The sequence below is a fragment of the Chryseobacterium sp. MIQD13 genome, from assembly GCF_050496705.1.
In the GTDB taxonomy this organism is placed as follows: Bacteria; Bacteroidota; Bacteroidia; order Flavobacteriales; family Weeksellaceae; genus Chryseobacterium.
The window spans coordinates 280,419-293,376 of sequence record NZ_JBNWAF010000004.1 but is presented as its reverse complement, the minus strand read 5'-3'; the positions used below and the strand labels follow the sequence as shown (position 1 = coordinate 293,376).

The window sequence follows — 12,958 nt, the reverse complement described above, 5'->3', positions numbered from 1 at the left end:
TACGGAAAAAATGCAAAATAGAATAAAAAAAGACAAATCCCAGCTCTTGCTAGGATTTTTTCTTTATTTCTATTTCTTTTACAAATTCGTATTTCTCTTCCAAAATTGGCAGTTCTGGCCAGAAGTCTTTTGGAGAGCATCCCAAAGCTTTTGATATTAAGTTTAAGCTTTTAATATTATATTTTGCCGTTTTGGAATGTGCTTCAATATCTGAAATATAACTTGTACTCTTGCCAATAGCTAAAGAAAGTGAAGTTTGGCTAATACCTCTCTGTTCTCTTATTTCTTTCACTTTTGAAATTATAAATCGTTCTATTTCGTCTAAAGAATCATGCATAGTGACAAAGTGAGCCAAAAACAAAATAAAAAACTAAGGACTATAGTCCTGTATTTTAAAAATATTATTATATTTGGAAAAGATTATTCATTAGAGTAATTTTGCGATACTTCAACGAAATATAGAAGCTATTGCTTAGAATCTTGTAATAGAAAACTGGTAATTTTTAAGAGACAAGAAGATAAGCAGGAAGCTCACGACCTAGGCGTGAGCTCTCTTATCTGTCTCAAGGTATACCAGTACCCCTATTACAGATATTGTAGAGTCTCATGCCGTTTTTATTTTCATGCCGTTCTGTTTTTCTACAATCATTTTTTCTAAGCCTGCTATACAACATAAAGTATCATGATACGGTACAATGGGGTGTACAATCCATTGCGGCTTTAGGGCTTTTAGAAAAACACAAATTCTATCATATTCATTAGGCTTGTATCGGAAGGAAGTTCAGGCGGACTTCTTCCTTTACAGCCAGTAAAATCGTGCAATAAAAAATACAAACTCATGAAAAAAACCGGAACAGACTTTCAATCCCGGCTTGGGAAAGGCCGGAAGAAACATTGCGGCACACAGCTAATGGAAAACTATTTTAAGCTCAATGACCTGACAGCATCCAAAGAGCTGCTAAACGACATTATAAGTTATGCTGTAAAAAGAAATAGCTGGATAAAAGAACATCCGTCCGTTATCCTTCATTTTCAGCAGGCTATGCAGTCATTCATCCGTGCAGGCTACCTCATAGCGCTACAGGAAAAGAAAAGAACCGCAACTATTCAGTTGGAAGAAGTCTCTCCACTAGTTCTTGGCTTACTTTCCGAGAAGGAATACCAAAATCCTCTGTTGGTATTTAGAAAAGCATTCAAAGAATACAGCATCAAAGAATTTGATTATTTCATTTCCGGGATGGTCTATTTCTCACTGGGAATCTATGATCATCTACCGGAAAGGAATATGATAAGTCCATACATTCACCTGACCAAAATGCTGGATGCAGCATATCTTATTATTGAAAGGAAAAAACAAAGGTAACCTCACCTCAAATTAATAGTATTCATTACAAAGCCTATTGCGGGAAACAAAACATAGTTGTATTTTGTTTCCCGCAACTTGTTTAAGGCTTCCTGACATTGTGTTTTAATACAAACAACCCTGTTTTAAACCAAATACAACCTACGGTAGCGAAAAACAGATATGTTTGTAACCAATGTAAAATATATTTTAATACAAACAACCTCGTTTGTATTAAAACACAACCTACGGAAGTCAAAACAGATGGGTGCCGGGTTGGGTAATTTTTACCTTCCTCTACATTATCTAAACAAACTAAAAACCAATTGATTTATGATTAAATTATATACTTTTCTAGCAACAGTGCTCCTATTCTTATTCAGTTGCACAAAAAACATTGAATATAGTGTAGGTCAGGAATGGCAATACAAAACCCGCCCTACCGAAGAGAATTCTACCCTCAAAATTTTAAAAATTGAAGAATATCCTAAAACCGGGAAGGTGATTCATATTTCAGTGAACGGATTAAAAATGAAAAATCCTGCCAGTCCCGAAGGTTTTGCACACACGCTAAGCCATATTCCGATTTCTGAAGAAGCATTAAACAAAAGTATCACCAAGCTGCAAAATGAAACCCACAAAATGCCCAACTCCATTGAAATGGATGGATATTCTTATTGGAAAAAAGAGTTTGATAGTGGAAACGCCGGAGTATTCTCTATTTCTGTTTCTGAGATTGTAAGTTTAATGGAAGAATCTATTGTTTCAGGAAACTATACTAAGTAAATACAATCCTTCTACATTTAGTTATCTCAGCCCTTCAACTATAATCCAATAAGAAACCTTATGACAATAAAAGAAATTAAAAATCTAGACTGTTCCATTTCAAGTTTTGAATTTATAAAAAAGGAAAGTGAAAAATATTGGCAGAAAATTGATTTACAAATATGTTGGGGACTGCAAATCCAGGAAGGAAGTAGATGGAGAAAAGGACTATCAGAAACTGAGCTAGAAGATTTTCAAAAACAATTAAACATCACCTTTCCAGAGTCATTAAAGAATTATTACAGAACAATGAACGGGCTTGATAAGCCCGGAATAGATAATAATGGCGGTTATGGAGACATTTATTTTGGTCCTATATTTTACTCTTATCCTGATGATATTCCCACAATACAATCCAGAATTGAATGGATAATGGAAGAAAATCGTGTCACCGAGGATATTATCAGAAACCAAAATGTTCCTTCAATCATACCTTATTTAGGGCATAGGTTTTTAATACTGGATAAAGAAGAAATTGTTCTTTCAATGTTTGGCAATGACATTGTATTTTGGGCTGATAATTTGTCAAAAGGGATAGCAAAAGATATTTTTTCACTTTATTCAACTATCGGAACAAGGAAAATCAATACAAACTCGTTTTGGAACAAAAAAATAGGTTAGCTATTTTGGAGAGCAATCGAAACAAAAAAAACAACAAAAGATTAAACATGTCATATTATAAAAAACTATTTCTATTTTTCATTATTCCTCTACTTTCCACAAGTACAATATTTTCCCAAAACAACAAGATCAATCAGATTGATTCCCTGATGAAACATTCAAATCAAATTGGAGCTTTCAATGGCAATGTTTTGGTTTCAAAAAACAATAAAATCATTTACAATGCCTCTTTTGGCTTTACAGATGCTACAAAAATGAAAACACTAACAGCAGATTACAGATTTCATATCGGTTCCATCACCAAAGAATTCAGTGGTGTGGTATTGATGCAATTGCAGGAACAGGGAAAATTGAAAATAGAAGATCGCGTTTCCAAATATATTCCGGAATTACCAAAATGGGCCAATGAAGTCACTATAAAAGATCTATTGCAGTACACAAGCGGTATTCCCGATGTAAACTGGAAAAAAATCAAAAATGATAAAGATCTTTTTGATGGTCTTCAACTTGTGGATTCACTGGATTTCAAGCCCGGGACCAAATACGATTACAAAATCTATAATCTATTTTTACGCCAGTTCATTGTTGAAAGATTAACAGGAATGAGCTTTAAAACATATGTGGAAAAATTCATCTTCAAACCTTGCAAAATGAATTCTTCCGTAATGACTCCTCTTGAAAATGAAAAAAATATAGCCAGAGGATTTAATAATGATTTAATAGCAGACAAAGAAGATCTGCCCATAACTGGCGCAACTTATCTAACCACTAAAGATCTGCTGAAATGGTCAGACTGTCTTCAATCCAATAAAATAATGAGTGCGAATTCTTTGTTTGAGCTGGGGCAACATTTTGATCTGCCGGATACCGAATCAGCTTTGGGACAGGCAAAATACAGAAACAAGAAATTAGTTAAGCATTTACATGATGGAAGAGCCGGAAACTATGAAGCCCTTCTTGTATCTGATGTGGATGAAAATTTTACCATTATTCTTTTAGGAAATAGTCATAATGGGAAGTTATTTGAAATTTCTGATGCCATTACAGCTATTTTGAAAAACAAAAAAATATAGTCTTCCAAAAAATAATCCGTAAAGATGAAAAAAACCTTTAAATTCCTTAAACAGCTGGAAAAAAATAACACCCGCGAATGGTTTGCCCAACACAAAACAGAATACGACTTTGTTATAAAAGAAAATAAAGCTCTATTCAATCAGATTTATACTGAGCTTCAGGAATATGACAATTTAAAAGGCATACATATTTTCAGGATTTACAGAGACGTTCGCTTTTCAAAGGACCAGACACCGTACAAAACCAATTTCGGGGTTGGATATTCCCGGTCAAAGCCGATGCTGAGAGGTGGATATTATATTCAGCTGGAACCCGGCAACAGCTTTGTAGGAGGCGGATTCTGGGGTCCTGAAGCCAAAGATCTTCTCCGTATCCGTAAAGAATTTGAGCTCAATACAACAGAAATTGAAAAGATCACTTCTGATAAAACTTTCATACAATACTTCGGAGAAATTAAAGGCGATGCCGTAAAAACAGCACCCAGAGGTTTTGACAAAGATCATCCCGCCATCGATCTGATCAGGAAAAAGCAATATGTGGTGATGCGGAAATTTACAGATAAGGAAGTTCTATCGGATAGCTTTCAGAAAGAGGCCGTTAAGACATTACTGGCAATGCGCCCTTTCTTTGATTACATGAGTGAAGTGCTTACTACTGACTTAAACGGAGAATCTTTATTTTAAAAATAGCTATGAAAAACCCGTTAACAATAATTGTTTTATTTCTTTCAGTTAATTGGGCTTTCAGTCAAAAATGTGGCTGTTCAAAAAATCCCAACCTGAAGGAAGTTATTTCCTGTGAGCCTTCCCTATTCAAAAACAATGCGAAAATATATTGGGAATATGACTGTAATTCATCCTGGATCACTTTTCAAAAGGGAAATGTAAAAAAGAAAATATTTAAACTTGAAAAAGAACTTATTGAACTGACGGGAAGACTGGGTTACAGAAGCTGGACAGAGTATAAGAATTCTTTTCTTATTGAAAATTCTGTTATTTCCGGCTGCTGTGAACCTGCAGAATATATTTTGTATAACAAAAACACCGGAGAAAAGATATCAGAGCTCGGAACGGTCATTTCTATTAATAATTCTGAAGATCAGCCTTATACAATAACCTTAAAAACAGACAGTGAGTTATTATATACCAACCTCAACAATAACAAATCCTACACCATAAAAATCCCAAAAGACAAGATTGAAAATACATTAGAACATTCAAATGAGTTCCATCTGGAAGATCTATTTGAAGATGCTGGTATTAAAAACGGTATATTAACAATCCATTTAAAATATAAAGAATCAGAGAATTCCAGCTGGAAGGTGGAAGTTATTAAATTTGATATTAAAAAGCATCCTTAACTGCCTTACCATTCAAATGATTGGAAAAGATCATACTTAGAGATATTTTTGTTTTTCTAAAATCCGGTTAATATTTTACTTATTTTTATAACACCAAATCACCAAACAAAATATTAATCATGAGCTTAAAAACATTAATCACAAACAGTGTTCAGTACAACAACTGGGTAGTCAATAAGTATATTGACTGGCTTTCTACAAAGTCTGATGAACAGCTTAATCAGGAAGTAATTTCTAGCTTTCCTACGATTCTAACAACTTTACACCACATCTGGCAAACACAGGAATACTGGTGGGGCTATATTTCCGAAAATAATGACTTCGATTTTGCTGCCATCTCCGCAGCCGTTACCAAAGAAGAAATTTTTACAGGCATAAAAAATAATTCTCAGAAATTAATGGATTACGTTGAAAACTTATCCGAAGAAGATCTGGCAAAAAATGTAAAAATAGAATCCCCATGGTTTCAGTGTGATTTTTCCAAATTTGAATATATTCAGCATGTGATCATCCATGGAACCTATCACAGAGGACAGATCGTAACAATGGGACGAAACGTAGGAATCACAGATGCTCCGATGACGGATTATAACTTCTGGAACATCTATAAAGAAGAAAGTGTAAAAATATAAGAATTAAAAATACACCTTTGGGAATTTAATAAACCGTTCTGATTTTCAGGACGGTTTTCTTATTTCAAAATTCCTTCAAATACATATTACACAAAAGAGTAATTGACAAATAAACGGAGATAGAATAGCTTTGAATGTATTAGAAATGAGCTATTCTGATGATATAAAATTAATCACATAATCATCTTATAACTCAACAATTATTTGTTAACCTAAAAAGTATAAATTATGTGTAAAAAATGTTTTTGTTCTATCGTACCACCTAATGTTTTAAGTGGACTATCAAAAAATGGAAGCGAAGCTTCAAAAATTGCTTTGGCTGATTTAGCAGGTCTGGAACTGAAAAGACAGGCCACTTTAGCCTCACTTACTAAACAGAAAATTGTAAAAGGTGATGCAAACCGATATGTTTATGATTCTCAAAATACCTGGGAATTAAGAAAAAAATTAGTCAGAAAAGAAGGTGATGCTCCGGTTACAGACAAAGATGTAAATAATGTGTATGATATATCCGGTTTTATGAGAGATTATTTGATGAATACATTTGGTTATGATTCATTAGACAATAATGGAATGGATCTGATTTTTAATGTACATTACAGAGAAAATTATAATAATGCCTTTTGGGATGGTGATGAAATGGCATTTGGAGATGGTGATGGAAGAGAATTTATCGGCTTTGCGGGTTCTATAGATGTAATTGCTCATGAACTTATGCATGGAATAACTCAGTTCACAGCCAATTTACAGTATTATGGACAACCAGGCGCATTAAATGAACATTTCTCCGATGTCTTCGGAACAGTGATAAAGCAAAGATTATTAAACCAAACTCCTGATGAAGCTGATTGGCTGATCGGGAATGATATTATTGGCACTGAGTTTCCCGGTGAAGCATTAAGGTCTATGAAAGCTCCAAGTACAGCAAATATTTACGATAATCAACCTGATCATATGGATAACTATTATAATGGGAATGAAGATAATCAGGGTGTCCATATTAATTCAGGAATTCCTAATAAAGCATTTTATTTAGCCACAATTCATCTCGGGCTTGATGTTACAGAAAAAATTTGGTTTCAAACCCTCAAAAAACTATGGGCTGTTGCTAATTTCAATGATATGCTTGAAAAGATTCTGGAGGTAACATCTGAAATGATCCGCAATAATGAAATACCTGCAAATTCATTGGCAATAATCGAAAAAGCATTTTCAGATGTTGGTTTAAAAAAAGATATGGCAGTTCTCAAGTATCAGATCGAAATTTCGGGCGGTCTACTTTCTCCGAGTGAAATTTTAAACGGAAAAATTCAAGATAATGATCTTACTGAATATATAGAGCAAAATAAAATCTCTAATCTCAATAATAATTTGCTCAGAGATGGACAGACATATAAATTTAATTTAACAACAAATAAATTAAAAAAAGAATTTACTGTTGACGAATCAAGTCTTAATGATAACTTAAAAAGAATCATAGATATTGCGCAAAAAAACAAGGCTTTGAAATAAAAACTTGTTCCAAAATCCGATGCAAGCCTTTCACCATGCTAAAGATCGGATCATTTTTCAAAATGCATAAAACCGTTCGAATTTTTCAGAACGGTTTTATTATTTTTACCATAAATAAATCCAAATGGAAGTAACAGCTCATTTAATTTTTGAGATGATTAAAATTGCAGCCTTAAGTGCATTCTATTCTTTAATCATTCTTATTATATTTAAGCTATTCAGAAAAAATACGATCACAGGGTTTAGAAAGATTTGGTTTAAAATTGGAATGATAATTTACAGTCTTTTATTTGTTTTTATGTTTACCCATTGGGGAAACCATGGATTTGGAGACAGTGCAAGAATTCCGTTAAAAAACGGATTAGCGCTTGAAAATATTGACTGGAATGCAGTTGCATATATAGAAGAAATAAAAACTGAAAACAACTCAACACTTGAAACAACAAAATTCCTGATAACTGATAATCAGCTTTTAGGTAATCTGGAAAGTAACTTTTATGATTATTCAAATAAATATTTTGTACTTGATATTAAAACCAAAAAACTGACAGAGTTTAAAGATGAAAAAAGTTTTGACATTTATTTACACAAAAACACATCTTCCGGTCGTAATAATCTGCTGAATTTTGAAGATAATTATCATAAATACTGGAATGGCTGGAAATTCTGGTTGCTTCCATAAATATTTTAAATTTTCATATCTTATACCTTAAAACTAACACAATAATGAGTACAAATAGAGAAGAAACTCCAATTTATTATCACGGTACTAAAGCTGATCTTAAAACCGGAGACCTCATCGAAATCGGTTTCAGTTCAAACTACGGAACCAAGAGAAAGGCAAAATATATTTATCTTTCCGCCACTTTGGAGGCAGCGACCTGGGGAGCGGAACTAGCTTTCGGAGATGAAAAAGAAAGGATTTATATTGTAGAACCAACGGGCCCTATTGAAGATGATCCCAATTTAACGGATAAAAAATTTCCGGGAAATCCCACAAAATCTTACCGTTCCCTGCATCCGTTTAAAGTTGTCGGAGAAGTTAAAGATTGGCAGGGACATTCTCCGGAACAACTCAAAACCATGAAAGATCACCTTGAAAAACTGAAGCAGCAAGGCATCGAAGCTATTGAGGATTAATAAAATAATGAAAAAATGATGGATTTTCAACTCTGGGAAGAGGAATTAAAAACAATATGGAATCAGTTGGGAAAAATTCCCGACACTGATTTTATTGACAGAATAAAAACACATACGGACAAAATCACTGACGACCAGCCCAACGCTATTGCAGATTTTGAAAAAGCCTGTGCCTACGATTCCACTGGATTTGAAAAAAATGCAGAACCACTTTACAGATCAGCTTTGGAAACAGGACTCTCAGGTCTGAGGAGGAGAAGAGCTAGAATTCAGCTCGCAAGTACATTACGAAACAATGGAAAATTCCATGAAAGCATAGAAATTTTAAGAGAAGAAAAAGAAAATTATTCTGATGAGCTGAATGATGCTGTGAATGCTTTTCTGGCACTGTCACTTTCCTCAGTCAATAACGATAAAGAAGCATTATCATTAGTATTGGAATCACTTGCTGCACATTTACCTAGATATAATAAATCCGTTTACAATTATTCTAAGGAACTTATTAAGCAAAACTAAACCGGATTCCTGTAAAAAACATACACCTTGAAAGCAAAAACATTATCAATAGACCAACTTAGTACAGAAAGATTAATTCTTATCCCTTTTACAATAAAAATTTGTGAAGACCTTCTAAATAATGATTTCAGTGAACTGCTTGCATTGGGAGTGAAAAAGGGAGAAGTATGGCCGGATCATGATCTATTGGAAATCATACCCAAAATAATCCATAACCTTTCACAAGTTGATGCCCCCACAGGGTTTGAATCCTGGATGATCATGAAAAAAGATACATCCGAAATAATTGGTGATGCAGGATTTAAAGGCTACAACGCCGAAGAAAAAAATATTGACATAGGATACGGCATTATTGAAGAAGAAAGGCGGAAAGGTTATGCCGAAGAAGCCGTGACAAAACTTATACAATGGGCTTTTTCTACCGGAATTATACGTGAGATTACCGCCCGCTGCTTATTGGAAAATACCAATTCTGCCTGTTTTTTGAAAAAACTTAATTTCATCGAAACAAAGCAGGACTCTGAAATGATTTACTGGACCCTGAAAAATAAATAAGTTCAAAAAATTAATGACCATATCTTCTCAAAATGTATTCCTGATATTCATTACCTTACTTTTACTTTCCTGCGAAAGTGACAAAGAAAGACTGTCAAAAATTGAAAAAGAATGTGCGGCAAAGACTAAAATTGACGGTTTTACTATTTCCTTCTTCGGATATTTTCCAAAGGATGCAGATTCCATAGATATTCAGATAAAAAGAGGAGATAATATGATCCAAAATTACAGCGACAAAATATCTGATATGATTTCCGATTCTTTAAGGCATCAGAGAAATTATCTTGTAAAAAATGAAATCCTGTTAACAGATACCGTTTTTGTGAAAATCAAAAATGAGCCTGCTAAAAAGATTTATGGATTTAAATACCTTGTCAGATCCCATTACACTATGATGAACAAAGACTGGGGCTGTGATTTCTATGAACTGACAACCGATGGCAAAATAAGCGAAGGAGCTACTGTAAATTTTACGGCTGAAAACTGGAAAATCCTTGACAGAAAAGATTTTAAAAATTATTATTCCCAATAGGCCGGTCTCTTTTTAAATAAATACGCTCTACATTTAACAAATTAATGGGTTTACAGGTATTCCCCATTCTATTTCTTTTTGTAATTTAACGCTCCGGAAATTTTTTCCGCCACACCAAATACCAAATTATGAAAAACTACGGCTATGTAAAAACAAAGCTTTATATGCTGTTGTGCTGTATATATTTCCTGCTCAGTTCCTGTTCCGGGCCGGCTCCTGCATCAAAAATCAAAGATATTTCTGATATAAAAGCTGAAATTGACGCATATCAAAGCTTAACGGATGAAAATGACAACTCCGTTTCCGTGATCCTTTATGATAAAAAAGGAAAAGAATTTGGCAACGATTCCGTGCAGGTCTCAGTCAATGGAAAAAAAGCAGAATACAAAGTCATACAGTCACTGTATTATTCCAAAAACTATAATTACCGTATTGACGATGTTCCTCAGAAAAACGGAAGCTATAATATTCATATCCAGTTGTCCAATGGAAAAAAATTTCTCCTTTCCAACCTTCCCTCCCTGAAGACAAGCAGCTCAAAGAATATCATTTACAATAAAGAAGGATTCCTTAATCAGGATTATTCAATACAATGGTCAGAACTTCATGATGTTAATGTTTTATACGTTACCAAAAGTGTTAAAATAGAAACAAAAGAAAAGGATAGCAACATACAGACTTTTATGGAACAGAATTCCGATACTGTAAAGATTGGTCCATCAGGAAACTATACTATAAAAAAAGAAAGATTCTCCAAACCCGGAGAAATGCTGAGCATATTGGGCTTTCAGTTCACAGCAGAGAAAACAGGCACTCTCAATCCTAACTTGCTCAAAGGAAGCAGCAGTAAGATCAGGGGCTATCACGAAGAAAGAGTAAACTTCAAATAATATTTTAAAACTACATTTTTTTGAATTGATATTTCTGAAAAAATATCACAGAATTTATTTAATAATCAGTTATGCAAAACACTAACATCCAGGAAGAATGGTTCTCGAAAGGAGAACAGTATGCCACAGAAATTAATGAAATGGTCGACTTCGGCGAGAAAAACGGCTGGGAAAACTGGAAAGGTAAAGAGCCTGAAGACAAACGAGCCAATCTTGCAGAAAGTATTTTCAAACTGCTTAAAGCAGCCAACCAGAATGGAGATACAGAAAACTTCAGAATATTTTTCCCTCCAGCCCACACCCCTATTATTCCCTTATTGGAAAACAAGTCCCAAAGTATCGAGCATCTTCATTTCATTTCCGGGCAGAAAATCGTTTTCCTTACCGGCACGTCTTACGAAACAAGACAGGCGTACCTGTTGGATCACGATCAGGTTACAAAACTTGATGAAAATATCCGAGCCATCGGAAAATCTAAACAAAATGATGTTTTTGCAATAGCCACAGACACTAAGATATCGTTCTATAAAGGCTGGAACGGGCCACTCATTAATGAGTTTCAATTGGATCAGGCTGCAAATTTCGGTATTACAGAACTGATCCCTTTCAATGACGGCAGCAAAGTGCTTATGGTAACTTCAGATGGGATTTATCTGATCTCTCAGAAAGAAGAAAAACTCATCCACCCCATCAACGAAGATGATGAGGAAGACTGGACGCCAAATATTGATATGGAAAATGCTGCACTTTCCAATGACAATTCTTATATCGTAGTTGGTGATCAGAGCTATGATCACAGGATTTTAGATTCGGAAGGCAATACATTGGGCTCTATCGGAGCACAGTCCTCCTATCCGCATTTCTGCCTTTTTTCAAAAGACGACAGCCAGCTGATTACCAATTCCTGCCATTTTTACAACGGTATTACCATAGGAATCAATTCTGACCAATATGCAGGCGCCGATATTGAAGCCTACACTGAGAGTGATGACTATACCATTATCGATGAAGAGATGAGAGTATACATGGGTACAGCTACAAAAAACTATTATATCCTTGGTGATGCTTATGGATATATCAAAGCTTTTGACAGAAACGGGAAAAGACTTTGGAGACACTTTTTAGGTTCTACCATTTCAGGTATGGCACTTTCGGACGATGAGGAAACGTTATGGGTAGCTGCCTACTCCGGTATTTTACACAAATTAAAATTGGGAAAAGGCCACAGAGACACCCATACCATAGGCAATGGAAACCACTACGAAGAATTCAGGCTGCTGATCTGGAAAAATGAGTCCCAGATATGGAAATGGTAATTTTATAAAGCAAAAACGTTCTGTATTCAGGGCGTTTTTCTGTATTTTTACCTGAACATAACCACACAATTATACAATATATGAGAAAGGTGATTCTGGATCTGGCTGTTACCCTGGATGGATTTATTGAAGGCCCCAATAGTGAAACAGACTGGTGCATTATGGATGATGATATGAATTTTGATGAATTCCTTAACAGCATTGATACTATTTTCTACGGCAGGGTAAGCTATGATACCTGGGGAACTTATCAGCCAGAAGAAAACGCGGATCCCGGAGAAAAGGAATTCTGGAAAGCCATTCATTCAAAAAATAAATATGTTTTTTCGAACCAGGACAGGAAAGATTCAGAAGCTGTTTTTGTCAGTTCCGATATTGCTGAAAAAGTTGCAGAAATAAGAACGCAGCCGGGAAAAGATATCTGGCTTTATGGCGGGGCCGGTCTTATTAAAACCTTTATTAATTTAGATCTTATTGATATATACAGGATTTCGGTTCATCCTATAGCCTTAGGGAGCGGAAAACCTCTGTTTGAAGACCTGAAAAAAAGACTGGAACTGAAACTTATCACTACAAATGTCTTCAGATCAGGTGTGGTACAACTTATCTACCAACCAAAAAACAAATAAATTCAATTATAAAA

The 12,958-nt window shown here is 34.6% G+C and carries 17 protein-coding genes; 16 read left to right on the top strand and 1 reads right to left on the bottom strand.

What is annotated here, in order from left to right; translation table 11 throughout:
- Window positions 1–49 precede the first annotated feature (49 nt).
- Complete coding sequence (locus tag ACQWU4_RS18300) at window positions 50–337, bottom strand: helix-turn-helix domain-containing protein (RefSeq protein WP_429937188.1); 288 nt, start codon at window positions 335–337, stop codon at window positions 50–52.
- Window positions 338–838: 501 nt separating this feature from the next.
- On the opposite strand from ACQWU4_RS18300, the gene ACQWU4_RS18295 reads away from it, so the two are divergent.
- From ACQWU4_RS18295 to ACQWU4_RS18220, 16 genes are all read left to right on the top strand, one after another.
- A complete protein-coding gene (locus ACQWU4_RS18295; protein ID WP_429937187.1) occupies window positions 839–1,363 on the top strand; it encodes a hypothetical protein in 525 nt (174 codons plus the stop codon).
- 312 nt (window positions 1,364–1,675) lie between these two features.
- On the top strand, window positions 1,676–2,128 hold the full coding sequence (locus ACQWU4_RS18290; RefSeq protein WP_429937186.1) for a hypothetical protein: 453 nt from the start codon (window positions 1,676–1,678) through the stop codon (window positions 2,126–2,128).
- A 60-nt stretch (window positions 2,129–2,188) separates the two neighbouring features.
- Complete coding sequence (locus ACQWU4_RS18285; RefSeq protein ID WP_429937185.1) at window positions 2,189–2,788, top strand: SMI1/KNR4 family protein; 600 nt, start codon at window positions 2,189–2,191, stop codon at window positions 2,786–2,788.
- Window positions 2,789–2,835: 47 nt separating this feature from the next.
- Window positions 2,836–3,861: a serine hydrolase domain-containing protein gene (locus tag ACQWU4_RS18280; protein ID WP_429937184.1), complete on the top strand. Its 1,026-nt coding sequence runs from the start codon at window positions 2,836–2,838 to the stop codon at window positions 3,859–3,861.
- Window positions 3,862–3,885: 24 nt separating this feature from the next.
- Entirely contained in the window at window positions 3,886–4,545 is a 660-nt protein-coding gene (locus ACQWU4_RS18275; RefSeq protein WP_429937183.1) for a DUF2461 domain-containing protein, read from the top strand.
- Window positions 4,546–4,553: 8 nt separating this feature from the next.
- Window positions 4,554–5,222, top strand: coding sequence for a hypothetical protein (locus tag ACQWU4_RS18270; RefSeq protein WP_429937182.1), 669 nt, complete (start codon window positions 4,554–4,556; stop codon window positions 5,220–5,222).
- Between the two features lie 119 nt (window positions 5,223–5,341).
- Window positions 5,342–5,854 (top strand): DinB family protein, encoded by a 513-nt coding sequence (locus ACQWU4_RS18265; RefSeq protein WP_429937181.1) that lies wholly within the window; start codon window positions 5,342–5,344, stop codon window positions 5,852–5,854.
- Between the two features lie 228 nt (window positions 5,855–6,082).
- The gene (locus ACQWU4_RS18260) at window positions 6,083–7,366 is read left to right on the top strand and encodes a M4 family metallopeptidase (protein WP_429937180.1); all 1,284 of its coding nucleotides are present in this window, start codon (window positions 6,083–6,085) and stop codon (window positions 7,364–7,366) included.
- 268 nt (window positions 7,367–7,634) lie between these two features.
- Window positions 7,635–8,048 carry a hypothetical protein gene (locus tag ACQWU4_RS18255; protein ID WP_429937179.1) on the top strand — a complete coding sequence of 138 codons (414 nt, stop codon included), beginning with the start codon at window positions 7,635–7,637 and terminating at the stop codon, window positions 8,046–8,048.
- Between the two features lie 44 nt (window positions 8,049–8,092).
- The gene (gene arr, locus ACQWU4_RS18250) at window positions 8,093–8,506 is read left to right on the top strand and encodes an NAD(+)--rifampin ADP-ribosyltransferase (protein WP_429937178.1); all 414 of its coding nucleotides are present in this window, start codon (window positions 8,093–8,095) and stop codon (window positions 8,504–8,506) included.
- Window positions 8,507–8,521: 15 nt separating this feature from the next.
- Window positions 8,522–9,022 carry a tetratricopeptide repeat protein gene (locus tag ACQWU4_RS18245; protein WP_429937177.1) on the top strand — a complete coding sequence of 167 codons (501 nt, stop codon included), beginning with the start codon at window positions 8,522–8,524 and terminating at the stop codon, window positions 9,020–9,022.
- A 27-nt stretch (window positions 9,023–9,049) separates the two neighbouring features.
- Window positions 9,050–9,577 carry a GNAT family N-acetyltransferase gene (locus ACQWU4_RS18240; protein ID WP_429937176.1) on the top strand — a complete coding sequence of 176 codons (528 nt, stop codon included), beginning with the start codon at window positions 9,050–9,052 and terminating at the stop codon, window positions 9,575–9,577.
- A 13-nt stretch (window positions 9,578–9,590) separates the two neighbouring features.
- Window positions 9,591–10,109, top strand: a complete 519-nt coding sequence (locus ACQWU4_RS18235; protein WP_429937175.1) for a hypothetical protein — start codon at window positions 9,591–9,593, stop codon at window positions 10,107–10,109.
- A gap of 128 nt (window positions 10,110–10,237) precedes the next feature.
- Complete coding sequence (locus ACQWU4_RS18230) at window positions 10,238–10,999, top strand: hypothetical protein (protein WP_429937174.1); 762 nt, start codon at window positions 10,238–10,240, stop codon at window positions 10,997–10,999.
- A gap of 71 nt (window positions 11,000–11,070) precedes the next feature.
- Window positions 11,071–12,315 carry a hypothetical protein gene (locus tag ACQWU4_RS18225; RefSeq protein WP_429937173.1) on the top strand — a complete coding sequence of 415 codons (1,245 nt, stop codon included), beginning with the start codon at window positions 11,071–11,073 and terminating at the stop codon, window positions 12,313–12,315.
- 80 nt (window positions 12,316–12,395) lie between these two features.
- A complete protein-coding gene (locus tag ACQWU4_RS18220; protein WP_429937172.1) occupies window positions 12,396–12,944 on the top strand; it encodes a dihydrofolate reductase family protein in 549 nt (182 codons plus the stop codon).
- Window positions 12,945–12,958 lie beyond the last annotated feature (14 nt).

Coding starts and splice junctions, on each gene's coding strand:
- ACQWU4_RS18260 (WP_429937180.1), top strand. CDS start 6,083: ATGTGTAAAAAATGTTTTTGTTCTATCGTACCACCTAATGTTTTAAGT.
- ACQWU4_RS18290 (WP_429937186.1), top strand. CDS start 1,676: ATGATTAAATTATATACTTTTCTAGCAACAGTGCTCCTATTCTTATTC.
- ACQWU4_RS18220 (WP_429937172.1), top strand. CDS start 12,396: ATGAGAAAGGTGATTCTGGATCTGGCTGTTACCCTGGATGGATTTATT.
- arr (WP_429937178.1), top strand. CDS start 8,093: ATGAGTACAAATAGAGAAGAAACTCCAATTTATTATCACGGTACTAAA.
- ACQWU4_RS18265 (WP_429937181.1), top strand. CDS start 5,342: ATGAGCTTAAAAACATTAATCACAAACAGTGTTCAGTACAACAACTGG.
- ACQWU4_RS18255 (WP_429937179.1), top strand. CDS start 7,635: ATGATAATTTACAGTCTTTTATTTGTTTTTATGTTTACCCATTGGGGA.
- ACQWU4_RS18295 (WP_429937187.1), top strand. CDS start 839: ATGAAAAAAACCGGAACAGACTTTCAATCCCGGCTTGGGAAAGGCCGG.
- ACQWU4_RS18225 (WP_429937173.1), top strand. CDS start 11,071: ATGCAAAACACTAACATCCAGGAAGAATGGTTCTCGAAAGGAGAACAG.
- ACQWU4_RS18235 (WP_429937175.1), top strand. CDS start 9,591: ATGACCATATCTTCTCAAAATGTATTCCTGATATTCATTACCTTACTT.
- ACQWU4_RS18230 (WP_429937174.1), top strand. CDS start 10,238: ATGAAAAACTACGGCTATGTAAAAACAAAGCTTTATATGCTGTTGTGC.
- ACQWU4_RS18300 (WP_429937188.1), bottom strand. CDS start 337: ATGCATGATTCTTTAGACGAAATAGAACGATTTATAATTTCAAAAGTG.
- ACQWU4_RS18280 (WP_429937184.1), top strand. CDS start 2,836: ATGTCATATTATAAAAAACTATTTCTATTTTTCATTATTCCTCTACTT.
- ACQWU4_RS18285 (WP_429937185.1), top strand. CDS start 2,189: ATGACAATAAAAGAAATTAAAAATCTAGACTGTTCCATTTCAAGTTTT.
- ACQWU4_RS18275 (WP_429937183.1), top strand. CDS start 3,886: ATGAAAAAAACCTTTAAATTCCTTAAACAGCTGGAAAAAAATAACACC.
- ACQWU4_RS18245 (WP_429937177.1), top strand. CDS start 8,522: ATGATGGATTTTCAACTCTGGGAAGAGGAATTAAAAACAATATGGAAT.
- ACQWU4_RS18270 (WP_429937182.1), top strand. CDS start 4,554: ATGAAAAACCCGTTAACAATAATTGTTTTATTTCTTTCAGTTAATTGG.